The 25,436-nt window shown below is 67.6% G+C and carries 24 protein-coding genes; 14 read left to right on the plus strand and 10 right to left on the minus strand.

The genetic code is table 11. The features are described from left to right. Positions 1-42: 42 nt before the first annotated feature. Entirely contained in the window at positions 43-1,704 is a 1,662-nt protein-coding gene (gene recN / locus CAL11_RS05180) for a DNA repair protein RecN (protein ID WP_086092341.1), read from the minus strand. Positions 1,705-1,719: 15 nt separating this feature from the next. Further along, positions 1,720-2,619, minus strand: coding sequence for an NAD kinase (locus tag CAL11_RS05185; RefSeq protein ID WP_086092342.1), 900 nt, complete (start codon positions 2,617-2,619; stop codon positions 1,720-1,722). Between the two features lie 115 nt (positions 2,620-2,734). Here CAL11_RS05185 and hrcA point away from each other — a divergent pair, with 115 nt between their 5' ends. The 7 genes from hrcA (at position 2,735) to dnaJ (ending at position 9,534) form a co-directional block, all read left to right on the plus strand. Next, complete coding sequence (gene hrcA, locus CAL11_RS05190) at positions 2,735-3,739, plus strand: heat-inducible transcriptional repressor HrcA (RefSeq protein WP_033461084.1); 1,005 nt, start codon at positions 2,735-2,737, stop codon at positions 3,737-3,739. Between the two features lie 59 nt (positions 3,740-3,798). Beyond that, the gene (gene hemH / locus CAL11_RS05195; protein ID WP_033461081.1) at positions 3,799-4,887 is read left to right on the plus strand and encodes a ferrochelatase; all 1,089 of its coding nucleotides are present in this window, start codon (positions 3,799-3,801) and stop codon (positions 4,885-4,887) included. Between the two features lie 81 nt (positions 4,888-4,968). Continuing rightward, the gene (locus tag CAL11_RS05200) at positions 4,969-5,211 is read left to right on the plus strand and encodes a hypothetical protein (protein ID WP_033472008.1); all 243 of its coding nucleotides are present in this window, start codon (positions 4,969-4,971) and stop codon (positions 5,209-5,211) included. Between the two features lie 141 nt (positions 5,212-5,352). Next, positions 5,353-5,907, plus strand: coding sequence for a nucleotide exchange factor GrpE (grpE, locus tag CAL11_RS05205; RefSeq protein ID WP_033461078.1), 555 nt, complete (start codon positions 5,353-5,355; stop codon positions 5,905-5,907). Between the two features lie 8 nt (positions 5,908-5,915). Further along, positions 5,916-6,296, plus strand: coding sequence for a thioredoxin family protein (locus CAL11_RS05210; protein WP_033461075.1), 381 nt, complete (start codon positions 5,916-5,918; stop codon positions 6,294-6,296). Positions 6,297-6,386: 90 nt separating this feature from the next. Then, positions 6,387-8,312, plus strand: a complete 1,926-nt coding sequence (gene dnaK / locus CAL11_RS05215) for a molecular chaperone DnaK (protein ID WP_033461072.1) — start codon at positions 6,387-6,389, stop codon at positions 8,310-8,312. 100 nt (positions 8,313-8,412) lie between these two features. Next, a complete protein-coding gene (gene dnaJ / locus CAL11_RS05220; protein WP_033461069.1) occupies positions 8,413-9,534 on the plus strand; it encodes a molecular chaperone DnaJ in 1,122 nt (373 codons plus the stop codon). Positions 9,535-9,751: 217 nt separating this feature from the next. Here the strand turns inward: dnaJ and CAL11_RS05225 are convergent, their stop codons facing one another. Continuing rightward, positions 9,752-12,502 carry a M16 family metallopeptidase gene (locus CAL11_RS05225; RefSeq protein WP_033461066.1) on the minus strand — a complete coding sequence of 917 codons (2,751 nt, stop codon included), beginning with the start codon at positions 12,500-12,502 and terminating at the stop codon, positions 9,752-9,754. Between the two features lie 330 nt (positions 12,503-12,832). Here CAL11_RS05225 and CAL11_RS05230 point away from each other — a divergent pair, with 330 nt between their 5' ends. Both CAL11_RS05230 and CAL11_RS05235 read left to right on the plus strand, forming a co-directional pair. After that, complete coding sequence (locus tag CAL11_RS05230) at positions 12,833-13,207, plus strand: hypothetical protein (RefSeq protein WP_003814072.1); 375 nt, start codon at positions 12,833-12,835, stop codon at positions 13,205-13,207. Positions 13,208-13,244: 37 nt separating this feature from the next. After that, positions 13,245-13,799 (plus strand): GNAT family N-acetyltransferase, encoded by a 555-nt coding sequence (locus CAL11_RS05235; RefSeq protein WP_033461064.1) that lies wholly within the window; start codon positions 13,245-13,247, stop codon positions 13,797-13,799. Between the two features lie 3 nt (positions 13,800-13,802). Here CAL11_RS05235 and CAL11_RS05240 read toward each other — a convergent pair whose 3' ends face one another. Then, a complete protein-coding gene (locus CAL11_RS05240) occupies positions 13,803-14,975 on the minus strand; it encodes a vWA domain-containing protein (protein WP_086092343.1) in 1,173 nt (390 codons plus the stop codon). 28 nt (positions 14,976-15,003) lie between these two features. Beyond that, positions 15,004-15,891, minus strand: coding sequence for an AAA family ATPase (locus CAL11_RS05245; RefSeq protein ID WP_080699649.1), 888 nt, complete (start codon positions 15,889-15,891; stop codon positions 15,004-15,006). Between the two features lie 160 nt (positions 15,892-16,051). Here CAL11_RS05245 and CAL11_RS05250 point away from each other — a divergent pair, with 160 nt between their 5' ends. Then, on the plus strand, positions 16,052-16,405 hold the full coding sequence (locus CAL11_RS05250; protein ID WP_033461058.1) for a c-type cytochrome: 354 nt from the start codon (positions 16,052-16,054) through the stop codon (positions 16,403-16,405). Between the two features lie 12 nt (positions 16,406-16,417). Further along, entirely contained in the window at positions 16,418-16,780 is a 363-nt protein-coding gene (locus tag CAL11_RS05255; protein ID WP_003814063.1) for a c-type cytochrome, read from the plus strand. Positions 16,781-16,830: 50 nt separating this feature from the next. On the opposite strand, the gene CAL11_RS05260 is transcribed toward CAL11_RS05255, so the two are convergent. After that, complete coding sequence (locus CAL11_RS05260) at positions 16,831-17,256, minus strand: DUF1841 family protein (RefSeq protein ID WP_086092344.1); 426 nt, start codon at positions 17,254-17,256, stop codon at positions 16,831-16,833. Between the two features lie 202 nt (positions 17,257-17,458). Between CAL11_RS05260 and icd the strand changes: the two genes are divergently transcribed. Beyond that, complete coding sequence (gene icd, locus CAL11_RS05265) at positions 17,459-18,715, plus strand: NADP-dependent isocitrate dehydrogenase (protein ID WP_003814059.1); 1,257 nt, start codon at positions 17,459-17,461, stop codon at positions 18,713-18,715. Here icd and CAL11_RS24505 read toward each other — a convergent pair. After that, on the minus strand, positions 18,691-18,915 hold the full coding sequence (locus CAL11_RS24505; protein WP_157668843.1) for a hypothetical protein: 225 nt from the start codon (positions 18,913-18,915) through the stop codon (positions 18,691-18,693). The two genes, icd and CAL11_RS24505, sit on opposite strands and share 25 nt — an antisense overlap. Here CAL11_RS24505 and CAL11_RS05270 point away from each other — a divergent pair. Together CAL11_RS05270 and CAL11_RS05275 are read left to right on the plus strand one after the other, a co-directional pair. Next, entirely contained in the window at positions 18,914-19,894 is a 981-nt protein-coding gene (locus CAL11_RS05270; RefSeq protein ID WP_086092345.1) for a glycosyltransferase family 9 protein, read from the plus strand. The genes CAL11_RS24505 and CAL11_RS05270 overlap by 2 nt on opposite strands. Before the next feature lie 148 nt (positions 19,895-20,042). Beyond that, on the plus strand, positions 20,043-21,302 hold the full coding sequence (locus tag CAL11_RS05275) for an O-antigen ligase family protein (protein WP_033461050.1): 1,260 nt from the start codon (positions 20,043-20,045) through the stop codon (positions 21,300-21,302). 10 nt (positions 21,303-21,312) lie between these two features. On the opposite strand, the gene kdpE is transcribed toward CAL11_RS05275, so the two are convergent. From kdpE to kdpC, 3 genes are all read right to left on the minus strand, one after another. Continuing rightward, complete coding sequence (kdpE, locus tag CAL11_RS05280) at positions 21,313-22,008, minus strand: two-component system response regulator KdpE (protein ID WP_033461048.1); 696 nt, start codon at positions 22,006-22,008, stop codon at positions 21,313-21,315. Between the two features lie 6 nt (positions 22,009-22,014). After that, the gene (locus CAL11_RS05285; RefSeq protein WP_086092346.1) at positions 22,015-24,762 is read right to left on the minus strand and encodes a sensor histidine kinase; all 2,748 of its coding nucleotides are present in this window, start codon (positions 24,760-24,762) and stop codon (positions 22,015-22,017) included. A 67-nt stretch (positions 24,763-24,829) separates the two neighbouring features. Then, positions 24,830-25,429 carry a potassium-transporting ATPase subunit KdpC gene (gene kdpC, locus CAL11_RS05290; RefSeq protein WP_086094514.1) on the minus strand — a complete coding sequence of 200 codons (600 nt, stop codon included), beginning with the start codon at positions 25,427-25,429 and terminating at the stop codon, positions 24,830-24,832. Between the last annotated feature and the right edge of the window lie 7 nt (positions 25,430-25,436).

The following is a 25,436-nucleotide window of genomic DNA, read 5'->3' on the forward strand; positions in this document are numbered from 1 at the left end:
CAAGCCTGGAGGTTTTTTTTTGCGGTTTCGTAGCGGGCGCGCTCAGGCCGCCGGCGCGGTATGGCCGCCCAGCATTTCGCGCGCATGGTCGCGGGTGGTGGCCGTGATCTTGATGCCGCCCAGCATGCGCGCGACCTCCTCGACCCGCGCCTCGGCGTCCAGCTCGGCGATGCGCGAGCGCGTGGAACCGCCGCTTTCGACCTTGCTGACGCGGTACTGCGCATGGGCGCAGGCCGCCACCTGCGGCAGGTGCGTCACGCACAGCACCTGGTGGCGCTGGCCCAGTTCGCGCAGCAGCTTGCCGACCACTTCCGCCACCGCGCCGCCCACGCCGCTGTCGACCTCGTCGAAGATCAGGGTGGGTACGCGCGCGGCGCGGCTGGCGATGACCGACAGCGCCAGCGAAATGCGCGACAGCTCGCCCCCCGAGGCCACCTTGGCCAACGGCCGCGGCGTGCTGCCGGCGTGGCCCGCGACCAGGAATTCCACCTGCTCGCTGCCATGCGCCGAGGGCGCGGCGCCGGTCAGGGCCGCCTCGAAGCGGCCGCCCTGCATGGACAGGGTCTGCATGGCCTGGGTGACCTGCTTGCCGAGATCCTTGGCGACCTTGCGCCGCGCGGCCGACAGGCGCGCCGCAGCGGCGTCGTACCGGGACTGCGCCGCCTCGGCCTGCGCGCGCAGCGCCTGCACGTCGCTGGCCGCCTGCATTTCTGCCAGCCTGCCGTGCAGGGCGTCCCGCAGCGCGGGCAGATCCTGCGGTTCGCACTTGAATTTGCGCGCGGTCTCGAACACGGCGCTCAGCCGGGCTTCGACATCGGCCAGGCGCTGTGGGTCCAGTTCGACGCGGCTGACGTAGTTGTTCAGGTCGGAGACGGCCTCGGTGATCGCGATGCGGGCCGATTCGAGTTCGTCGCCGATGCCTTGCAGGGCCGGGTCGTGGCGCAGCATCTGCTGCAATTGATGGGCGGCGCCATTGAGACGGCGCTGGGCCGAGTCGTGTTCGCCGTCCAGCGCCTCGAGGATGCGCGAGGCCCCATCGAGCAGCGACTGGGCGTGCGACAGCCGGGTGTGCTCGGTTTGCAGCGCATCCCATTCGTCCGGACCCAGGCCCAGGCGGTCCAGCTCGTCCGACTGCCATTGCAGGCGGTCGCGTTCGGCGGCCAGCGCTTCGGCGTCCTGCTCGGCCGTGTCGAGCTGGCGGGCCAGCGCGCGCCATTGCTTCCAGGCCTGCGCCACCGCCTGGCGCAATTCGGCGTGCCCGCCGTGGGCGTCGAGCAGGTCGCGCTGGGCGTCGGGACGCATCAGGCTTTGGTGGGCGTGCTGGCCGTGGATGTCGACCAGCCCGTCGCCGAGTTCGCGCAACTGGGCGACCGTGGCCGGCATGCCGTTGATGTAGGCGCGGCTGCGGCCCTGGCTGTCGATCACGCGGCGCAGCGCCAGTTCTTCGCCGCTGTCGAGTTCGCGCTCGGCCAGCCAGTCGCGCAGGGCCGGCGGAGCGTCGAAGACGGCGGTGATATCGGCGCGCGCCGCGCCTTCGCGCAGCATCGAGGCGTCGCCGCGCTCGCCCAGCGTCAGGGCCAGCGCATCGATCAGGATCGATTTGCCGGCGCCGGTTTCGCCGGAAAAGACGGTGAAGCCGTCGCCGAAGTGGATCTCGGTCTGTTCGACGATGACGAAATCGCGGATATGGAGGGTTCGCAACATGGCGGACGCGACGGACTACTCAAGGTTGTCGGTGGCCTGCGGCATCAGGTTCCAGTGCAGCTTGCGGCGCAGGGTGGAGAAGAAGCTGTAGCCTTCGGGATGCACGAAGCGGATGGTGTGCGGGGCGCGCTGCACCGTGATGCGGTCGCCCGGTTGCAGGTCGGACCAGGTCTGCATGTCGAAATGCACGCTGGCGCCGATCTCCACCCGTCCCATGGCCGTCAGCGTCATGTTGAGCACGCCGCTGTCGGGAATGACGATAGGGCGGTTGGACAGGGTCTGGGGCGCGACCGGCACCAACACCATGGCATTCATGCCCGGGTGCAGGATGGGGCCGTTGGCCGACAGCGAGTAGGCGGTGGAGCCGGTGGGCGTGGCGATGATCAGGCCGTCGGCGCGCTGCGTGTACATGAAGGCGCCGTCGAGTTCGACCCGCACCTCGATCATGCCGCCGCGGCCGGCACGGTTGAGCACCACGTCGTTGACGGCCGAGGCCGAGTACATCTGCTGCTCGCCGCGCCAGACGCCGCCTTGCAGCAGCATGCGGTCTTCGGCCTGGTAGTTGCCCCCCAGCACGCGGCCCAGCGCGTCGTGCGCGTCCTGCAGCGGGATGTCGGTAATGAAGCCGAGCCGTCCGTGGTTGATGCCGACCAGCGGCACGCCGTGGGGGGCCAGGTGGCGCGCCGCGCCCAGCACGGTGCCGTCGCCGCCCATCACGACCGCCAGCGTGGCGTTGCGGCCGATTTCATCCCAGTCGGCCACGGGATAGCCGCTGACGCCGGTGTTGCGCGCCGTCTCGGCCTCGACCAGCACGCGGCGGCCGGCCTGCGTCAGCATTTGCGCCAGCGCGGTCAGCGGTGCGTCCAGTCCGGTGTCCTGGTATCTGCCGATCAGGGCGACAATGGGAAAGTGCATGGCGAGCCGCGTAAAGTATGTTTTTGAGATGCCGATTTCGCGATTATATGGGGCCGCATATTGCCGCGCTGGACAAAAAACGCCCCTTTGTTGAAAGTTTCCCTAAAATACGCCCATGGATGACCGCGCACGCGCATTGCTCAAGGCGTTGATCGAACGCTACATCGCCGACGGGCAACCGGTCGGCTCACGTACGCTTTCCAAAGTGTTCGATCTGTCGCCGGCCACGATACGCAATGTCATGGCCGACCTGGAAGAGCTGGGGCTGATCCACAGCCCCCACACCTCGGCTGGAAGGGTGCCCACGCCGCGCGGGTACCGCATGTTCGTCGATTCGCTGCTGGCGGTGCGCGCCTACCAGTTCGAGCCCGCCCATATCGGCGAGCTGCTGCCGGTGTCCGAGCCCAGCCGGGCGGTCAACGCGGCGGCGGCGCTGCTGTCCAACCTCACCCAGTTCGCCGGCGTGGTGCTCACGCCCAAGCGGACCCAGATTTTCCGCCAGATCGAGTTCATCCGCCTATCCGACAAGCGCGTGCTGCTGATCATCGTGACCCCCGAGGGCGATGTGCAGAACCGCATCCTGTCGGCGCAGCGCGACTACACCGAGGCCGAGCTGCTGGAGGCGGGCAACTTCTTCAACGTGCATTTCTCCGGCAAGTCGTTCGATGCCGTGCGCCGCACGCTGTCGACCGAACTGGCGCAACTGCGCGACGATATCTCGCGCCTGATGCAGGCGGCGGTCGAGGCCGGCGCCGAGGCCGCCGACGACGGCGAGGCGGTGGTGATCTCCGGCGAGCGCAAACTGCTGGACGTGACCGACATCGCGTCCGACATGGACCGGCTGCGCAAGATGTTCTCGTTGTTCGAAAAGAAAACCGATCTGCTGCAGTTGCTGGATGTCTCCAGCCGCGCGCAAGGGGTGCAGATCTACATCGGCGGCGATTCGCAGCTGGTGCCGATGGAGGAAGTGTCGGTCATCACGGCGCCGTATGGCGTGGATGGCAAGGTCATCGGCACGCTGGGGGTCATCGGCCCTACCCGGATGGCGTACGAGCGGGTCATTCCCATCGTCGACATCACTGCGCGCTTGCTGTCCAACGCCTTGAACCATAACCAATAATCCCATTTCGGGCCGGATACCGCCTGCGCGCGCGGGGCGGCGCCCTGAGAGGTGTCTTCGTGTTTCTTCGCCTGTTCAAGTACCTGTGGCCCGAACGCTATCTGCCCGAAACCCCCGCGCAGGATCCTTTCGACGAAAACCCGCCGCCGTGCGGACCGGGGCGCGTCGGCGTGCTGCTGGTCAACCTGGGCACCCCCGATGAGCCCACGCGCGGCGCGATCCGGCAGTACCTGGGCGAATTCCTGTCCGACCCGCGCGTGATCGAGATTCCGCGCTATCTGTGGATGCCCATCCTGCACGGGCTGGTGTTGACCATGCGGCCCAAGAAGCTGGCGCCGCGCTATGCCGGCATCTGGATGGAAGAGGGCTCGCCCCTGCTGGTCTACAGCCAGCGGCAGGCCGAAGGCGTGCGCCAGGGCCTGGCCGCGCGCGGGGTGCGGGCCGAGGTGGAGCTGGCCATGCGCTATGGCAATCCGTCGATCCCGGCGGCGATCACGGCCCTGCGCGAGCGCGGCTGCGACCATATCCTGGCCGTGCCGCTGTACCCGCAGTACGCGGCCAGCACCACGGCCACGGTGGTCGACGCCGTGACGCGCCACGCGGGGCGCCTGCGCGACCAGCCGGCGCTGCGTTTCATCAAGCGCTTCCACAACGATCCGGGCTACGTCCAGGCGCAGGCCGGACGCATCGCCGAATTCTGGCAGGCCCACGGCCGGCCCCGGAAGCTGGTCATGAGCTTTCATGGGCTGCCGCGCTATTCGATCGAGCTGGGCGACCCCTACTACCGCGATTGCCTGGACACCGCGCGCCTGCTGCGCGAGCGCCTGGGCCTGCGCGAGGACGAGGTCGAAGTGACCTTCCAGAGCCGGTTCGGCTCGGCGCGCTGGCTCGAGCCGTATACCGAGCCCACCCTGGCGGAACTGGCCCGGCAGGGCGTGACCGAGGTCGACGTGGTGTGCCCGGGGTTCGTGGCCGACTGCCTGGAAACGCTCGAGGAAATCAGCCAGGAATGCCGCGACGCCTTCCTGGCCGCCGGCGGCCGGCAGTTCCGCTACATTCCGGCGCTCAATGACTGCCCGCCCTGGATCGAGGCCCTGACCGACCTGGTCGAACGCCAGTTGCGGGGCTGGCCGACGGGCAATCCCTGAACGCGTACACTGTGGTTGAAGCGGCGGGCGCGAGCGCGCCGGTCCATCCCGCGAATGTGCAGCATTTTCAAGGAGACGGCCATGAATCCTCCTCGCAAGCCCACCATCGGCACCTCGGGTCCGCCTGGGCACACCGACCTGGAAGAAGATCAGCTCGAGCGTGAACTGGACGAGGCGCTGCTGGAGACCTTCCCCGCCAGCGACCCGATTGCCATCACCTCCGAGGACGACCGGGACGAACCCGACGACAAGGTCGACGAGGCGCTGGACGACTCCTTCCCCGCCAGCGACCCGCCCGCGCCGGCCCAGCCAGGGAAGAAATAGGGTCGCATCGTCCGGGCAGCGGCGCGCCGTCCGGCGGCGTCATGGGAGCCGGGTTTTTTTTCCTGAAATACCGGACTTGAAATGGGGGCATTCGCCCCCATCGTTGGCGCTTGAAGCCAATTTATATTCTGGAGGACTCCCATGACGGCACCCCAAGAGCCGGTCGATTCGACCCCTGAAAGCGGCGAAAACGCCGCGACGCCCGGCCTCGAGGACGATTTGTCGACCGAGCTGGCGGCCCTGCGCGCCGAGCTCGAGGCAGCCCAGGCCACCGTCAAGGCTCAGCAGGAGCAGGTGCTGCGCGCCGCGGCCGAGGCCGAGAATGTGCGCCGCCGCGCCCAGGAAGACGTCGCCAAGGCCCGCAAGTTCGGTATCGAATCGTTTGCCGAGAGCCTGGTTCCGGTCAAGGACAGCCTGGAGGCCGCCCTGGCCCAGCCCGACCAGGCGGCGCAGGCCTGGCGCGAAGGCGTGGAAGTCACGCTCAAGCAGCTGACCGCCGCCTTCGAGCGCAACCTGCTCAAGGAAATCGCGCCGGCCCAGGGAGACAAGTTCGACCCCCACCTGCACCAGGCGATTTCCTCGGTGCCGGCCGACCAGCCCGCCAATACCGTGCTGCAACTGCTGCAGAAGGGCTACGTCATCGCCGACCGCACGCTGCGTCCGGCGCTGGTCGTGGTGTCCGCCGGCCAGGGCTGAGGCAAGGCATGGCTGCCGCCCCGTTCGATCCCGCCGAGGTCTTCCAGGTATTCGGCATGCGCCACGTCGACAGCGCCAGCTTCGACGAGCAAGTGGTGCAGGCGCCGGGAGACGACCTGCGCTGCGTGTTCCTGTGGGGCCAGGACTGTTACAACTGCGGCATTTTCAAGCAGACCGCCTTGCTTCAGCGGCAGGCGCTCCTGGCGCTGGAGCTGAGCTGGTTCGAGGCCGACGTCTACGCCGACGAGGCGCTGGGGCGCCGGTTTTCTCTGCATGGCGTGCCGACTTTCGTGCTGTACCGCGGCGGCAAGCGGCTGGGCCGGGTGACCGGCTGGCCCGGATTGCCCCAGTTCAGCGCCGCGATGCAGCGGTTGCGGGACGGGCCTTGAAAAACCCTGTGGCCAACCCCAGTTACTGGGGGACTGAGTTTCAAACCCTGATTCCTACCGTATTCAATTCATAGCAAGGTATTTCCCACCATGAGCAAAATCATTGGCATCGACCTGGGTACGACCAACAGCTGCGTGGCTGTCCTGGACGGCGGTCAGGTCAAGATCATCGAGAACGCCGAAGGCGCCCGCACCACCCCCTCCATCGTCGCCTACATGGACGACGGCGAGACGCTGGTCGGCGCGCCGGCCAAGCGCCAGGCGGTGACCAACCCCAAGAACACCCTGTACGCGGTCAAGCGCCTGATCGGTCGCAAGTTCGACGAAAAGGCGGTCCAGAAGGACATCGACCTGATGCCGTACTCGATCGTCAAGGCCGACAACGGCGACGCATGGGTCGAAGTGCGCGGCAAGAAGCTGGCGCCGCCCCAGGTGTCGGCCGAAGTGCTGCGCAAGATGAAGAAGACCGCCGAGGACTACCTGGGCGAGGAAGTGACCGAGGCCGTGATCACGGTGCCGGCGTACTTCAACGACAGCCAGCGCCAGGCCACCAAGGACGCCGGCCGCATCGCCGGCCTGGAAGTCAAGCGCATCATCAACGAGCCGACCGCGGCCGCGCTGGCCTTCGGCCTGGACAAGACCGAGAAGGGCGATCGCAAGATCGTCGTCTATGACCTGGGCGGCGGTACGTTCGACGTCTCGATCATCGAGATCGCCGACGTGGACGGCGAAATGCAGTTCGAGGTGCTGTCGACCAACGGCGATACGTTCCTGGGCGGCGAGGACTTCGACCAGCGCATCATCGACTACATCATCTCCGAGTTCAAGAAGGAGCAAGGCGTCGACCTGTCCAAGGACGTGCTGGCCCTGCAGCGCCTGAAAGAGGCCGCCGAAAAGGCCAAGATCGAGCTGTCGTCGAGCCAGCAGACCGAGATCAACCTGCCGTACATCACGGCCGATGCGTCCGGTCCCAAGCACCTGAACCTCAAGATCACGCGCGCCAAGCTGGAAGCGCTGGTCGAGGAGCTGATCGAGCGCACCATCGAGCCGTGCCGCGTCGCCATCAAGGACGCCGGCGTCAAGGTTTCCGACATCGACGACGTGATCCTGGTCGGCGGCATGACCCGCATGCCCAAGGTGCAGGACAAGGTCAAGGAATTCTTCGGCCGCGAGCCGCGCAAGGACGTCAACCCCGATGAGGCGGTTGCCGCCGGCGCCGCGATCCAGGGTTCCGTGCTGTCGGGCGACCGCAAGGACGTGCTGCTGCTGGACGTGACGCCGCTGTCGCTGGGCATCGAGACCCTGGGCGGCGTGATGACCAAGATGATCCAGAAGAACACCACGATTCCGACGCGCTACTCGCAGACGTTCTCGACCGCCGACGACAACCAGCCGGCGGTGACGATCAAGGTGTTCCAGGGCGAGCGCGAAATCGCGGCCGGCAACAAGGGCCTGGGCGAGTTCAACCTGGAAGGCATCCCGCCGGCGCCGCGCGGCCTGCCGCAGATCGAGGTCACGTTCGACATCGACGCCAACGGCATCCTGCACGTCTCGGCCAAGGACAAGGGCACCGGCAAGGAAAACAAGATCACCATCAAGGCCAACTCGGGTCTGTCGGAAGACGAGATCCAGCGCATGGTCAAGGATGCCGAGGCCAATGCCGAGGAAGATCACCGCTTGGCCGAGCTGGCGCAGGCCCGCAACCAGGCCGACGCGCTGGTGCACGCCACCCGCAAGTCGCTGACGGAATACGGCGAGAAGCTGGAAGCCGCCGAGAAGGAGTCGATCGAGGCTGCCATCAAGGACCTCGAGGACATCCTCAAGACGGGCGACAAGGCCGAGATCGACGCCAAGGTGGAAGCCTTGTCGACGGCCTCGCAGAAGCTGGGCGAAAAGATGTACGCCGACATGCAGGCGCAGCAGCAGGCCCAGCAACAGCAGGCGGCCGACAACGCCAAGCCGGTGGACGACAATGTGGTCGACGCCGACTTCAAGGAAGTCAAGCGCGACCAGTAATGGCCGGACGATGACGTGCGATACGCCCGGTAGCTGATTCCAGCTACCGGGCGCGCGCGTTGATGATTCAGAACATGGCCCGGCGACGGGCCCTCCCACCATGGCAAAACGCGATTACTACGAAGTACTGGGTGTGGCGAAGAATGCCAGCGACGAAGACCTGAAGAAGGCCTATCGCAAGCTGGCGATGAAATACCACCCGGACCGCAACCCGGACAGCAAGGAAGCCGAGGAAAAATTCAAGGAAGCCAAGGAGGCCTACGAGGTCCTGGGCGACGAGCAGAAGCGCGCCGCCTACGACCGCTACGGCCATGCCGGGGTCGACCCCAACGCCGCCGGCATGGGCGGCGGCATGGGCGGCGGCTTCGCCGATGCTTTCGGCGATATCTTTGGCGAGATCTTCGGCGCGGGACGGCGCGGGGGCGGCGGGCCGCAGGTGTATCGCGGCGCCGACCTGAAGTACGCGCTGGAAATCACGCTGGAGCAGGCCGCCAGCGGCTTTGACACCGAGATCCGCGTTCCCAGCTGGGAAAACTGCGATACCTGCCACGGCAGCGGCGCCAAGGCCGGCACCTCGCCTAAGACTTGCCGCACCTGCGGCGGCTCGGGCGCGGTGCGCATGCAGCAGGGCTTTTTCAGCGTCCAGCAGACCTGCCCGACCTGCCACGGCACCGGCAAGGAAATCACCGATCCCTGCCCGTCGTGCGATGGCGTGGGCCGCACGCGCCGCAACAAGACGCTGCAGGTCAAGATCCCGGCCGGCATCGACGACGGCATGCGCATCCGCTCCAGCGGCAACGGCGAGCCCGGCATCAACGGCGGCCCCCCGGGCGACCTGTATGTCGAGATCCATATCAAGCAGCACAAGATCTTCCAGCGCGATGGCGACGATCTGCACTGCGAGCTGACCATCCCGTTCACCACGGCGGCGCTGGGCGGCGAGCTGCAGGTGCCGACCCTGGGCGGCAAGGCCGAGATCTCGATCCCGGAGGGCACGCAGTCGGGCAAGACCTTCCGCCTGCGCGGCAAGGGCATCCGGGGAGTGCGCGGCAGCTATCCGGGCGACCTCTACTGCCACGTGGTGGTGGAGACGCCGGTGCGCCTGAGCGACGAGCAGAAGACCATCCTGCGCCAGTTCGAGGCTTCGCTCAACGATGGCGGCGATCGCCACTCGCCGCAGAGCAAGTCCTGGACCGACCGGGTCAAGGAGTTCTTCAGCTGACGCGCAAGCGGCCTGTCCCGCTGGGGACAGGCGCCGCCTTGCGCCACGTGCGCACGTAAAACGCCGGCATCATGCCGGCGTTTCTTTTTGCGTGGCGGGTTCCCTGCGGGACAGAGACCACCGTCCTGGCTGGCTGGCGTTCATGGCCTGTGACGGTGTGCCTGTCCCAGTGGGGGCAGGCACACGCTGCCGCGGATGTCAGCCCCCATGCCGTCCCTCAAGGGGCGGGTTTCTTGGTGAAATCCCCCGCCACGGCGGTGCTGAAGGCGTCGGGCTTGAGATACTTGCGCAGCGCGGCGTTGACCTGGTCGGGCGTGAGGGCTTCCAGCTTGCGGTCCATGTCGGCCGACCACTGGAAGCTGCGGCCGGTCTGCATGTAGTTCACCCAGGTATCGGCCAGCACGTCGTCCTGGGCGCGCGCCAGGTTGCGGTAGTTCAGCAGCGCCACGACGCCGTCGCGGACTTCCTCGTCGGTGAAGCCGTCCTTGAGGGCGCGGGCCAGCTCTTCCGAAATCGCCTTTTCCAGTCGTGCCCGGTTCTGCGGCGCGTAGATGGCGTAGATCGTCCAGTTCGCCGACGGCTCGTACGACGAGACCGACAGGTTGCTGCGCACGTTGTACGACAGGCCTTCGGTTTCGCGCACGCGGTGCCACAGGCGCGAGGTTTCGGAGGTGCCGAGCAGGAAGTTGGCCAGGTACAGGGCCGGGTAGTCGGGGTTGGTGTCCTGCAATTGCAGCGGCATGCGCGAGATGTAGAAGGCGTTGGCCTTGTCGGGCGTGGCGATGTCGAATTGCTGCGCGGGCACGGCGCGGTAGGGGTCCGGCAGGCGCGTATAGGCGGGCGCGCTGCGCCAGCCGTCCAGGCCCTTGCGCAGCACGGCCTCGACCGCGGCGGGATCGAACTCGCCCACGGCCGAGAACTTGATCCGGCCGGCGCCGTACAGCTTGCCGCCGACCGCGGTCAGGTCGTCGCGCGACAGGCCGCGGATCTGCTCCAGGGCTTCGTCGAAGGTGGGCACGTAGCGCACGTCATCGGCCGGCCACGGATTGTTGTGGCGCGCCAGGGCGCGCGAGGCCAGCGCGGTCGGGTCGGTCATTGCGTCCTGCACCATGGTAATGGCCTGGCGCTTGTATTCCTCGACCTGGTCCTGCGGGAAGTTGGCGTTGCGCACCACATCGAGCACCAGCGCCATCACGTCGGGCAGGTTCTTGCCCAGCGTGGAGATGTTGACCACCAGGTTGGTGCCGCTGCCGTTGATGGCGGCTTCGGCCTGCAACTGGTCCAGGCGGTCCTGGATGGCCTGGCGCGACAGTTTGTCGGTGCCGCGGTCGAGCAGGGCGGCCGCGGCGGCCAGCGGCACGCGCTGGCCGCGCAGCGTTTCGGCGTCGCCGAACTGGATCAGCAGTTCGGCCTGCACGCGGTCGCCGCGCGTGGCCTTGGGCAGCAAGGCCAGCTCGACCTGGCCGTTGGGCAGGTCGAGCGTGCGCCGCTGGGTGCGCTTGTCGATATTGGCCGGCGACGGATCGAAGGCCTCGACGGCCTTGAAGTTCGGGTCGCCCTTGTAGTCCTTGAAGACGGCCGCCAGGTCGGCGCGCTGCGCCAGCGGCGCGCGCTGCGGCTTTTCGGTGGGGATGTAGCGGCCTTCGGTACGGTTGCTGCGCACCAGGTATTCGACGGCGGCGCGCTGCACGTCTTCCAGCTTGGCGTCGCGCACGCGGTCGCGCTGCAGGAAGAACAGGCGCCAGTCGCCCGAGGCAATGGCCTCCGACAGGGCCACGCCGACCTTCTCCGGATCGGCATAGGTCTGCTGCCAGGCGGTCAGCCACTTGCTGCGGGCGCGCTCCAGTTCTTCCTGGCTGAACGGTTTGCTGGACAGGGATTCGAGCGTGGAGGTCAGGGCCTGCAGCGCCTTGTCCTGGTCCATGCCGGGTTGCAGCTGGGCGCCGAACATGGCGAGTCCGGGGTCGAGCTGGTCCATCGTGAAGCCGAATACGCCCGACGCCAGCTTGGTGGGCACCAGCGCGTGGTACAGGCGGCCCGACGGCGTGTCGGCCAGGATGGTGGCCGCCAGGTCCAGCCCGACGAAGTCGGGGCTGCCGGCGGCGGGCAGGTGGTACATGGCGGCCACCAGCGGGGTGCCGCCGGCGCGCCGCAGCGTCACCGAGCGCTCGCCGTCCTGGACCGGCTCCACGGTGTATTCGGGCGGCAGGGCGCGCTTGGGCTTGGGCAGCTTGCCCAGCGAGGACTGGATATCGGCCAGGGCCGTTTGCGGATCGAACTTGCCCGCGACGATCAGCACGGCGTTGTCGGGCTGGTAATACTCGTGGTAGAAGGCGCGCAGTTGCGCGATGTCCACGTTCTCGACATCGCTGCGCGCGCCGATGGTGCTCTTGCCGTAGTTGTGCCACTGGTAGGCGGCTGCCTGCATCTTCTGCATGAGCACGCGGAACGGGTTGTTCTCGCCGCTTTCCATCTCGTTGCGGACCACAGTCATCTCGGAGTCCAGGTCTTCCCTGGCGATCAGCGAGTTGACCATGGCGTCGGCCTGCCAGCCCAGGTACCACTTGAGGGTCTCGGGATTGGCCGCGAAGCTGGCGAAGTAATTGGTGCGATCCGACGACGTGGAACCGTTGGCCTGCAGGCCGCGGCGCGAGAATTCGCCCAGCGCGTTGCGGATGGTGGGCGTGCCCTTGAACAGCATGTGCTCGAGCAGGTGCGCCATGCCGGTCTGGCCGTAGTTCTCGTTGCGCGATCCCACCAGATACGTCATGTTGACCGTGGTGGTGGGCTTGGAGGCGTCGGGCGCCAGCAGCACGCGCAGGCCGTTGGCCAGCCGGTATTCGGTAATGCCCTCGATGGAGGAGACTTCCGAGACGCCCGTGGGGAGCGACGCGGCGCCGGCCTGGAAAGCCAGGAACGACGACACTAACAATGCATTCAGGCGGCGCGACAGTAGCGGCAGGCGCATGGGGATGACCTCGAAACTAGCGGAATCCGTTGGAGTGTATACGTTTGGATTGGTTCACCCGGGCCGGGGCGCGCGGCGCCGCGCTGGCCGCGCCGCCATGCTGCGGCACGGCATGGATTATGGGGACGGGGAGAGATTTGAAGACATGGCTGGCACGGGTGTAAGCTAAATGTCCGATATGGTTTCCCCTAGTCTGACGGGATGCGCGACAGCCTTTCCTGGCTTCCCGTCCTTCGCCCCCACTCCGCCTTCCGTGCGCTGTGTCGGCGCTTGTTTGCTCGCGCCTTCGCGGCCGGCTCGACGCCGGCGCTCACTCCGGAGGATCGATTCATGCTGACCGATATCGTCACGCGCGCCCTGTCCCAGTTGCTTGGCAATTCCCTGTCGGGCGACGTCATCAAAGGGCGCTTTCGCTACGCTTATGCCAGCGATGATGGCCGTTTTGTGGCCATCCTGGGCCACGACCTGACTACTTATGTGGTGGATGTCGATGCACAGCGCTACTTTGCGGAGTGCGCTGGCGTGCCGTGCGGATTCGCCGGGCACGTGCTTGAGATGGAGGGCGCGCAGGAGCACGGCCACCCCTGGCCCGCCGTCAATGATCTGTTCGACCTGGACATGGACGGCGATGAAATCGCCTGGCGCCGCTGTCCGGGCGCCGTGGCCCTGGCGGCGACGCGGCAGGCGCAAAGCCGCGTGGCCTGAGCGGCGGGCGGGGCGTCCGGCTGGCTACAATGCCGGCATGAACGCCACGCCTTCCCCCGCCCCGTCCGGCGCCACGCTGGTCGACTGCACGCATGACCGCCACGCGGCGGTCATCCTGGATATCTTCAACGACGCCATCCTGACGTCCACGGCGTTGTACGACTATCAGCCGCGTACGCTGGCATCGATGGAGGCCTGGTTCCAGGCCAAGCGCCAGGGCGCCTTCCCGGTGGTGGGTTTCGAGGACGCGGCGGGCGTGCTGATGGGGTTCGCCAGCTACGGCACGTTTCGCGCCTGGCCGGCATACAAGTATTCGGTCGAGCACTCGGTATACGTGGACCGCCGCTATCGCGGCCACGGGCTGGGCGAAGCCTTGCTGCGCGCACTGATCGAGCGGGCCCGCCTGCAGCAGGTGCACGTGCTGGTGGGCGGGATCGACGCCACCAATGCCGGCAGCATCGCACTGCACCGCAAGCTGGGGTTCGTGCATGCCGGCACGATCACCCAGGCCGGTTTCAAGTTCGGGCGCTGGCTCGACCTGGCGTTCTACCAGCTGACGCTCGACACGCCGCTGCGCCCGGTCGACGGCTGACCGCTATTTGGACAGCTGGCGCATGGCCTGTTCCAGGCCCGCCACGGTGACCGGGTACATGCGGTCCTGCATGATGTCGCGCAGCAGGGCGATCGACTGCCGGTAGCGCCAGGACGCGGTGGGCTCGGGGTTGAGCCAGGCGGCCTTGGGCCAGGCGTCGAGCAGCCGGCGCAGCCAGACCGCGCCGGCCTCCTTGTTGTAGTGCTCGACCGAGCCGCCGGCCTGCAGGATTTCGTACGGGCTCATGGTGGCGTCGCCGACGATGATCAGGCGCCAGTCGGCGTTGTACTTGCGCAGCACGTCCCAGGTATCGAAGCGCTCGTTCTGGCGCCGGCGGTTGTTCTGCCACAGGTTTTCATACGGGCAGTTGTGGAAGTAATAGACGTCGAGGTGGCGGAACTCGCTGCGCGCGGCGGAAAACAGTTCCTCCACGCGCGCAATGTGGTCGTCCATGCTGCCGCCCACGTCCAGCAGCATCAGCACCTTGACGGTATTGCGGCGTTCCGGTACCAGCCGCAGGTCGAGATGGCCGGCGTTGCGCGCCGTGCTGGTGATGGTGTCGTCCAGGTCCAGCTCCAGGTCGGCGCCCTGGCGCGCGAAACGGCGCAGGCGCCGCAGCGCGACCTTGAAGTTGCGGGTGCCCAGTTCGAGCTGGTCGTCGTAGTCGCGGAACTGGCGCATGTCCCACACCTTGACCGCGGTGCGGTTGCCGGCCGAATCGCCGCCGACGCGGATGCCTTCGGGGTGATAGCCGCCGTTGCCGAATGGCGAGGTGCCGCCGGTGCCGATCCACTTGCTGCCGCCGGCGTGCCGTTCCTTCTGTTCTTCGAGACGTTGCTTGAACAGCTCCATCAGCTTGTCCCAGCCATGCGCCTCGATGGCGGCCTTTTCTTCGGGCGTCAGGGTTTTCTCGAATTCCTTGATCAGCCAGTCCAGCGGGATGTCGCGGTCGGCGGGCAGGGCGGCGGCGATGCCCCGGTAGTAGGCGCCGAACGCGGCGTCATAACGGTCGTAGAGGCTTTCGTCCTTGACCAGCGCGGTACGCGCCAGGAAGTAGAAATCGTCGAGCGTGGGCGCCATCAGGCGCTGGCGCAGCGCCTCGAGCAGGGTCAGGTACTCCTGCACCGACACCGGCAGCTTGTGGGCGCGCAGATGATAGAAGAAATTGATCAGCATGGGACAGGGCCTGGCGCGGCGTCCGGCGTCAGCGGCGCTGGGCGCCGCGCGTCATGGCGCCCAGGCGTTCCAGCAGATGCACGTCCTGCTCGTTCTTGAGCAGCGCCCCTGCCAGCACCGGCACGGCGGTGGCAGCGTGGGCGTCGATCTCGGCGGCCGGGATCGCCTCGGCCAGCAGCAGGCGCAGCCAGTCCAGCAACTCGGAGGTCGACGGCTTTTTCTTCAGGCCCGGCGCTTCGCGCAGCGCGAAGAAGGTATCGAGCGCGGCGCGCAGCACGTCCTGGCGGATGTCGGGGTAGTGCACGCCGACGATATCGCGCATGGTCTCGCGGTCCGGAAAGCGGATGTAGTGGAAAAAGCAGCGCCGCAGAAAGGCGTCGGGCAGGTCTTTCTCGTTGTTGGAGGTGATGATGACCAGCGGGCGGTGCCGCGCCTGCACGGTCTGGCGCGTTTCGTAGACATGGAACTCCATGCGGTCGAGCTCGCGCAGCAGGTCATTGGGGAATTCGATGTCGGCCTTGTCGATCTCGTCGATCAGCAGCACGACGGGCTCGGGCGCATCGAAGGCCTGCCACAGCGTGCCCTGCACGATGTAGTTGCGGATGTCGCGGACCTTCTCGTCGCCCAGCTGCGAGTCGCGCAGGCGCGAGACCGCGTCGTATTCGTACAGGCCCTGGTGCGCCTTGGTGGTGGACTTGATGTGCCATTGCAGCAGCGGGCGGCCCAGCGCGCGCGCCACTTCCTCGGCCAGCATGGTCTTGCCCGTGCCGGGCTCGCCTTTGATCAGCAGGGGGCGCTGCAGCGTCAGCGCGGCGTTGACGGCCAGCTTCAGGTCGTCGGTGGCGACGTAGCGGTCGGTGCCTTCGAAACGGGCCGATTGGGCGGGGGCGGAAGATGAGGACGCGGACATGGACATGGAGTGGCAGTCAATGAGGCGCGGCTGCGCCGAAGCATGATAAGGAATGGTCTTGCGGCAATTATCGTACAATCGCAGGGTTTTGCGACCGGCTAGGGATGTTTACCCGGTGTCTTGAAGAAGAAGTTCTCCTTTCGTATTCAGCCATACAAGAGCCATTATGAAGTTGCGAATCTCGATGACGCGCACGGTTTCCGTGCTGGCAGTATTGGCGTCCTGTGCGATCGCCGGTCCGGCGGCCGCGGCCGACGCGGCGCCGGTGGGCAATGCGCAGAACGCCCGTGACAAGGTGTCGATGTGCATAGGCTGCCACGGCATCCCGGGCTACAAGTCCTCGTTCCCCGAGCTCTATCACGTTCCGATGATCGCTGGCCAGAACGCCAAGTACATCGAAGCGGCGCTCAATGAGTACAAGAAGGGCGCACGCAGCCATCCGACGATGGACGCGGTGGCCGGCAGCCTGTCCGACCAGGACATCGCCGACCTGGCGGCCTACTACTCATCTCTCAAGTAATCGGGGCAGACCATGAAACGCTTTACGTTTGCCCTCGCGGGCATTGTTCTGGCGACCGCCGGCGTCTCGGCGCAGGCCCAGGATGTGGTGGCCGGCAAGGCCGTGTTCGACAAGTTCAATTGCGCGTCCTGCCACGGCGCCGACGCCAAGACCAGCGTCCAGCCGGAGTATCCGGTGCTGGCCGGCCAGCACGCCGATTACCTGGCCCATGCGCTCAAGGCCTACAAGCGCGGCGCCGCGGGCAGCGCGGCCACGGCCAACGTGCGCAAGAATCCGATCATGGGCGCCTTCGCGGCGCAGCTGTCGGACCAGGATATCCGCAACGTCGCGGCCTGGCTGGCGGCGCAGCCCAGCGACCTGGGCGTGCGCCAGTAGGCGGTGCCGGCGGCGCCGGGCAAGCCCCCGATCCGGGGGCTTTTCCTTTTCTAGCGTTCGGCGCGCTGGCGGATCAGTTCGATATAGGCGTCGCTGTCGAGCGGCGTGCCCAGGCGTTGGGCCTCCCATACGACCTGGCCCAGGCATTCCATGATTTCGTGGGCGGCCTGGTGCGCGTCGCCGCGGCCGACCATGCGCTGGTAGGCCGCGCGGATGCCGCGCGGATGGTCGATCGACAACTGCTCGGCGATCGCCAGGTGCATGGACAGGTGCAGGAAAGGATTGGTGCGGCCGTGCTCGACCGGGTACTCGGCGGTCATGGCCTCGGGGCTTTCGAGGTCGCCGTGGTACTCGGGGTGTTCGAGGATCCAGTCCAGCGCCATGGATTCGAGCGGGGTCAGGACCTCGGTGGCGCGGTGCTTGCGCCAGGTTTCGATAAAGAATTCGCGAACCTGGTCGCGGGAAGGATTGAACATCGGCGCTTCAAAGACAGGCGAGGGGGATAGGCCATTTTACCGTCTGCCGGCCCCCCCTCCGGGCGCGCCGGGCCAATGCGATATAGAATTGGAGGTTGTCCGCCATCCGGCCCGGGTTGCTTTGCGTGGTTACAAACGTGCATCTCCGGCAGAAACACGGTCAGGCGAGCGGTAAAAACCACCCGGAGCAACTGGAGCATTCATGTCCTATCAACATATCAAGGTTCCCACTGGGGGCCAAAAAATCACGGTCAACGCCGATTACTCGCTGAATGTGCCCGATCAGGTCATCATTCCGGTCATCGAGGGTGACGGTACGGGCGCCGACATCACGCCGGTGATGATCAAGGTCGTCGACGCGGCCGTGCAGAAGGCCTATGCGGGCAAGCGCAAGATCCACTGGATGGAAGTCTACGCCGGCGAGAAGGCCACCAAGGTCTACGGCCCGGACGTCTGGCTGCCCGAGGAAACCCTCGACGCCGTCAAGGACTACGTGGTGTCGATCAAGGGCCCGCTGACCACCCCGGTCGGCGGCGGCATCCGTTCGCTGAACGTGGCGCTGCGCCAGCAGCTGGACCTGTATGTCTGCCTGCGCCCGGTGCGCTATTTCAAGGGCGTGCCCTCGCCGGTGCGCGAGCCCGAGAAGACCGACATGGTCATCTTCCGCGAGAACTCGGAAGACATCTACGCGGGCATCGAGTACATGGCCGAGTCCGAGCAGGCCAAGGACCTGATCCAGTACCTGCAGACCAAGCTGGGCGTGACCAAGATCCGCTTCCCGAACACCTCGTCGATCGGCATCAAGCCGGTTTCGCGCGAAGGCACCGAGCGCCTGGTGCGCAAGGCGCTGCAGTACGCCATCGACAATGACCGCGCCTCGGTGACCCTGGTCCACAAGGGCAACATCATGAAGTTCACGGAAGGCGGCTTCCGCGACTGGGGTTACGCGCTGGCCCAGAACGAGTTCGGCGCGCAGCCGATCGACGGCGGCCCGTGGTGCAAGTTCAAGAATCCCAAGACCGGTCGCGAGATCATCGTCAAGGATTCGATCGCCGACGCCTTCCTGCAGCAGATCCTGCTGCGTCCGGCCGAGTACGACGTGATCGCCACGCTGAACCTGAACGGCGACTACATCTCCGACGCGCTGGCCGCGCAAGTGGGCGGCATCGGCATCGCCCCGGGCGCCAACCTGTCGGATTCCGTGGCCATGTTCGAAGCCACCCATGGCACCGCGCCGAAGTACGCGGGCAAGGACTACGTGAACCCCGGTTCCGAAATCCTGTCGGCCGAAATGATGCTGCGCCACATGGGCTGGACCGAGGCCGCCGACCTGATCATCGCCAGCATGGAGAAATCCATCCTGTCCAAGAAGGTCACCTATGACTTCGCCCGTCTGCTCGAAGGCGCCACCCAGGTGTCGTGCTCGGGCTTCGGTCAGGTCATGATCGACAATATGTAATTGCTGTAAGGCTTCAGCCGCATCAGCCGAAAAACCCGCGCCCCCATGGGGGTAGCGGGTTTTTTGCCGAATGGACAACTGCCATCCGTGGCGGCCATGACCCTGTCGGGCTCATAGGTATGTAACGTTTCGTTGTAAAATTTCCAGTTTTGCATTTCAAAACTTATCCGGGGGACGTTGGCTCGGACGATAGAGAACATGGCTAAACCTGCTTCCGATATGCCCCCCTACGACCAGGCGGCCGCGCTGCGCGGCCTGGCCGGCGCGCGCCGTGTGGCGCTGCTGATGGCGCCACGACTGGGCGATACGCTGCTGATGATGAACATGGCGCGCAACCTGGCCGCGCACGGCCGCGAAGTCAGCATCTTCGGCGACTACATCCACGGCTTGCGCGACTGGTTCCCAGGGCTGGATATCCGTCCATCGCTGTCCGAGGAGCAGGCCGGCCAGGTGTTGCCCGGCTACGATTGCGCGGCCCAGATGCATGTGGGCTGGCCCTACGCGCTGCATGCGTACCAGCCGAATTATTTCTATTACGACGCGCATGTGGTGATCACCGGGCGCGGCTTCGTGAAGCTGTTCCAGATCCGTGATTTCTGTCGCGAGCAACTGGGGCTGGCGCAGGCCGGCGCCGATAACGGCTTGCGGCCGCCGCCCCAGGTGCAGCCGCACCGCAGCCATCCGCGCCGGGTCGTGCTGCATCCCACTTCGACGGGGGCCCAGCGCTGCTGGGCGCCGCGCCATTTCAAGGAGCTGGGGTTGCGCCTGCTGCGCGAGGGCTACGAGCCGAACTACATCGTCGCGCCGCACGAGCGGGCCGAGTGGAGCTGGGTGCTGGACCATGGACTGCGCCTGCCCCAGTTTCCGTCGCTGTCGGAAGTGGCGGGCTTCATCCATGCCTCCGGCTGGTTCATCGGCAATGAGTCCGGCATTGGCCATCTGGCCTCCAACGTGGGCGTGCCCACCCTGTCGCTGACCGGCAGGCCCACGCGCACGCGCGCCTGGCGGCCGGCCTGGTCGACCTCGCGCATCGTCTATCCGGCCCTGATTCCCGGCGGTCGCTGGCGCGACCGCCTGTGGCGCGAATGGCTCTCGCCGCGCCGCGTCATGTCGGCATTCCACAAGCTGCAGGCGGACGACCGGCGGCGACCCGTGGGGGTGCCGTGGGGAAAAGCCTGAGGCAACCGGGCACTGATGTTGTGCGTAATAGTCCTACGTGAGTGTGGGATTCCGTCTCAGCATGAAGCCGGCCCGGTATTTGCCTCTACACTGCTGCGGCGCCCAGTGCCCGATTTGAACGCGCCCTTGTTTTTCTGCTCTTGATGCCATGCCTGCTGTCCATCTGAAAATCTTCACCATTCTTGCCCTGCTGGTACCTGCGCTGGCGCTGGTCAGCAAAGGCGGGGGCGTCGCCGTGTTCTATACGCTGGCCGTACTGACGTCGCTCGCAATCATGGTTTACGCCGGCCGTGAGGGCGCGCGGCCGTCCTGGCGCGCTCTGGCCTGGCCCGGCGTGGCGCTGGTGGTGCCCTTGCTGTCGATGCTGGTCACCAACGCCTACCTCGGCATCTGGAGCGGCTCGGAGTTCGAGAAACTGCTGCGGTTCGCGCTGGCGCTTCCCCTGTTCTGGGTGCTGCTGTGCGTGCCGCGCCCATGGCTGCAACAGATCCAGTGGAGCCTGCTGTTCAGCGCCTACGCCGGCGCGATCATGCTGTACGTCATCGTCGGCTGGTACGGCGGGCGTATGCAGGTCAGCTTTTACGGCGCCGAGTACAACGCCGTGGCCTTCGCCAATCTGACGCTGTTCTTCGGATTCGCGTCGCTGTTGACGCTGGGCTGGCGGTTGACGCCCTGGCCCGGGCTGGAAGCGCTGCTCAAGGTGGGGGCCGCCTGCGTCGCGCTGTACGCGGCGCATGTATCGGAGACGCGCAGCAGCTGGATGTTGCTGCCGGTATTCGGGCTGGTGTTCCTCATGTCCCGCCGCGTCTGGAGCCTGCGCAGGAAACTGGCCGTGGGCTTGGCGCTGGTCGTGGCGCTGGCGGTGCTGGCGGGGGCGATGCTGTCTTCCCAGGGAAACCGGATGCACAAGATCCTGACGGATCTGCAGCGCTATACGGTGCAGAACGATCGCAATACGTCCGTGGGCATACGCCTGCAGCTGTGGCATGCCTCGTGGATGATCTTCCAGGAGGCGCCGGTGCTGGGGGTGGGCCCGCGCAATTTCCGTACCGAGCTGGCCAAGCTGCGCGACCGGGGCGTGGTCACGCCGGAAGTCGCCAGCGGGTACGGCGAGCCCCACAATGACTTCATGGCGGCCATGGCCGGCTACGGCCTGCTCGGCCTGCTGAGCATGCTGGCGCTGTATCTCGCGCCGGCCTGGGTGTTCCTGCGCCGCATGGCCAGCGACGACCGGGTCATACGCACGGGCGCGCAGATAGGCCTGTTGTTCTGCCTCGGTTATTGCGTCTTCAGCCTGACCGAGATGATGTTCCGCAACATGCGCAGCGTGCCCATCTACAGTGTCACGCTGGTGCTGCTGCTGGCGCTGACCGCGCCGCGCGCGCCGCAGGCGCCGCGCGCAGCCTAGCTGGCGTCGGCTACTCGCCCGCGTAGCGGTAGCCGACGCCGATTTCCGTCAGCAGGTAGCGCGGCCGGGCCGGGTCGGCTTCCAGTTTCTGCCGCAGGTGGCCCATGTAGATGCGCAGGTAGTGGTGGCTTTCCACGTGGGACGGCCCCCATACCTCGCGCAGCAGTTCGCGGTGCGTCATGACCTTGCCGCGCGATGCCACCAGCGCAGCCAGCAAGCGGTATTCGATCTGGGTGAGGTGTACATGCCGGTCCGCGCGGGTGACGATGCGCCGGGCCAGGTCGATGCGCACGTCGCCGAAACCAGCCTGCGCGGCATTGCCGGCGCCGCCGCGGGCGTGCCGGCGCAACAGCACGCGCAGGCGCGCCAGCAGCTCGCCGACGCCGAACGGCTTGGTCAGGTAGTCGTCGGCGCCGGCATCCAGGGCAGCGATCTTGTCGCCTTCGCTGCTGCGCGCCGACAGCACCAGCACCGGCAGTTCGCTCCAGCCTCGCAGTTCGCGCAATAGCGCCATGCCGTCCTCGTCGGGCAGGCCCAGGTCCAGCACCACGGCGTCGGGCTGGCGCGTGCCGGCCTCGATCAGCCCCCGCCTGACGGTGTCGGTTTCATGGACCTCGCAGCCTTCGGCTTCGAGCGCGCTGCGCACGAAGCGGCGGATATGGGCGTCGTCCTCGATGATCAGTACGGTGGGGCGGTAATCGGGCATGGCGGGTCAGGCGGGTTCGGGGGGGACGGCCGGCGGCGGCGTCAGCGGCAGCGCGAAGACGAAGCAGGCGCCGTGCGGGCGCTGGGCCGGCTCGACCCAGATGCGGCCCTGGTGGGCGTCCAGGATGGCGCGGCATACCGCCAGCCCGAGCCCTACGCCGGGCGTGGCGGACTCGCGCTGGCCGCGCGCGAATTTCTCGAAGATCCGCTGGCGGTCGGCCTGCGCGATGCCCGGGCCGTCATCGGCCACGCGTACCTGGAGGGTATGGGCGTCGGCCACGGCGTCGATGTGGATGGCGCTGCCGGGCGGCGTGTACTTGGCGGCATTTTCCAGCAGGTTGCACAGCACCCGTTCGATCAGGATGCCATCGCATTCGACCAGCGGCAGGGCCGACAGCGGCGCGACCGTCACGCGGCGATCCTGCAGCGCTGCGTTCATGGCCGCCAGGGCCGAGCCCACCAGTTCCTCGACCGATTGCCATTGACGCCGCAACGGCGCATCGTGGCTTTGCAGCCGCGCCATGTCCAGCAGGTTGACGACCAGCGCATGCATGCGCCGCGCCTGGTCCTGCATGGCGGCTACGGTTTCGAGCGCGGCCGGCGTCATGGCGGCGGGCGAGCGCCGCAGGGTCTCGGCCATGCCGAGCAAGCTGGTCAGCGGTGTGCGCAGATCGTGCGATACCGCCGCCAGCAGGGCATTGCGCAGGCGTTCGGATTCGATATTGAGCAGCGCCTGCTGGGCGACCTCCACATAGTGCAGCCGTTCGATGGCGATGGCGATGAGGGTGGCGTAGGCGTCGAGCTGGCGGCGCGTCGGCGGCGCGTTGTAGAGCGGCGGGCCATCGTGGCGCAGGGCCAGGACGCCACGCACCCGCATGGGCGCGCGCAGGGGCAGGTACAGCGCCGGGCTGTTGGACAGGGTGTCGGTGCCGGCGCCGCACGCCTGGCCGTGGTCGAAGGCCCATTGCGCCAGCGCGGGCTCGAGCGCCGCGTCGCCGGAGCCGGGCGCCAGCCGCAGCCGGCCGTCCAGGCCCAGTATGTAGAGGGCGGCGCGGGCGCCGAACGCCGCGTTCAGGAATGCCGAGGCCGCGCCCGCAATCTGTTCCGGCTGCAGGGCCGCGGACAGCTCCCGCGCGAATTCGTAAAGGCCGCGCGCGTCGGCCTCGCGCCTGGCGGCGGCCCGGGCCTGCTGGCGCAGGCCGGCCGTCAGTTGGCCGATCAGCAGCCCGACCGCCAGCAGGACGGCGAACGTCAGCAGGTATTGCACGTCCGAGACGGCGAAGGAGGCCAACGGCTGCACGAAGAAGAAATCGAACAGGGCGACGCTGACCACCGAGGCCAGCGCCGCCGGCCCGCGTCCGTGGCGCAGGGCCGCGGCCACGACCGCCAGCAGGAAGAACATGACGATATTGGTCTGGTGCAGCACGGGGAAGGCCAGGCGCGAGGCCGCGGTGGCCGCCGCGCAGTAGGCCAGGGCCCACAGGTAGGCGCCGGGGGCGGCGCGGCCGGCGGGCGCGGGGGCGTTGCGCCACGAGCGCGGGTCGCGCCGCGGCGCGGCCGTGGCCGCCGAGGGCGCGCCGACCCGCACGATGTCCGCCTCCGGGCAGGCCGACGCCAGGGCATCGGCGAAGCTGCGCCGGCGCAGCAGCCGGCCCGGCGTCAGGGCGGCGTCGAGCAGGCCCGACAGGCCGCGGCGGCGCCAGGCGTCGCGCCCGATCACGGCCTTGGTGATGTTGTGGCGGCGCATGTAGCGGGTCGCGGCGTCGACCATGTCGGTGCCGGCCACGGTCTCGACATGCGCGCCCAGCGTCTCGGCCAGCGCCAGGGCCTGGTCCAGCCGCGCCCGGCCGGCGCGCGGCAGGGGCGCGACCCGCGGCGCCTCGATGGTGATGGCATGCCACTCGCAGTCCAGTTGCTGGGCCAGCCGGTGCGCGCTGCGCAGCACGTGCTCGGCATGCGGGTCGGCGTCGATGCAGGCGACCACGGCCTCGCGCGTGCGCCAGACCGGTTCGATCGCGCGTTCGTGCCGGTACGCGCGCACATCGTCGTCGACGTGCTCGGCGGTACGGCGCAACGCCAGTTCGCGCAGGGCGATCAGGTTGCCTTTGCGGAAGAAATGCCGGCTGGCGTGGCGGGCCTGTTCCGGCACATAGACCCGTCCTTCGCGCAGGCGGCGCAGCAGCTCGTCGGCCGACAGGTCCACCAGGATGATCTCGTCGGCCGCGTCGAATACCGAGTCGGGCACGGTTTCCCGCACGCGCACGCCGGTAATGCCGCCGACCGCCTCGTTCAGGCTTTCCAGGTGCTGGACGTTGAGCGTGGTCCAGACGTCGATGCCGGCCGCCAGCAGCTCCTCGATGTCCTGCCAGCGCTTGGCGTGGCGCGCTCCGGGCGCGTTGGTGTGCGCCAGCTCGTCGAGCAGCAGCAGGCGCGGGCGGCGCGCCACGGCAGCCTGCAGGTCGAATTCGCGCAGGCGGCGTCCCTGGAAGTCGAGCGTCTGCAGGGGCAGGGCGGGCAGCGCATCGAGCAGCTCCGCCGTGTCGGCGCGGCCGTGGGTTTCGACCAGCCCCGCCACGACATCCACACCCTGCGCGGCCTGGGCGCGCGCCGCGGCCAGCATGGCATAGGTCTTGCCTACGCCGGCGCAGGCGCCGAAGTAGATGCGCAGCCGCCCGCGCCGGGCGTCGGACTGCGCCTGTTCCAGGGTCTGGAGCAGGTGGTCGGGGTCGAGGCGGTCGCTGCCGGGGTCGGCCATGGAGTGGAGGTGTCGCGTAAGGACGGGTCGCGCGCGCAAGCTGCACGCATACTATACGCGCGCCGCTTCAGCGCAGCCGGTCCAGCGCCAGGTTGAGGGCCAGCACGTTGACGACCGGTTCGCCCAGGATGTCCGGCGCCGGGCGCTCGATGTGCCGGGCAATGAGCTGTTCCACCGTGGCGGCGGGCAGGCCGCGGGCGCGCGCCACGCGGGCGGCCTGGTAGCTGGCCGCCGCCGGGCTGATGTGCGGATCCAGGCCGCTGCCCGAAGCCGTGGCGAGGTCCACCGGAATCGGCGCCGGGTTGGCGGGATCGGCCGCCCGCAAGGCGGCGATGCGCGCCTGGACGGCTTGCGCCAGCGCCGGGTTGGAGGGTCCCAGGTTCGAGCCGCCCGAAGCGGCGGCGTTGTACGGCATGGGCGCGGTGGCCGATGGCCGGCCCCAGAAATAGCGCGGATCGCTGAACGACTGGCCGATCAGCGCCGAGCCGACCACGCGGCCGTCCTGCTCGAGCAGCGAGCCGCCAGCCTGGAAGGGCCACAGCAGGCGGGCCACGCCGGTGGTGGCCAGCGGATAAAGCAGTCCGACCAGCAAGGACAGCGCCAGGAAGATCACCAGGGCGGCGCGTAGCGGACGTCCGGCGGAGGAAAGCGAAGGGTGCATGGCGATGCTCCTT

This window comes from Bordetella genomosp. 6 (genome assembly GCF_002119705.1).
Classification (GTDB): domain Bacteria; phylum Pseudomonadota; class Gammaproteobacteria; order Burkholderiales; family Burkholderiaceae_B; genus Bordetella; species Bordetella bronchiseptica_F.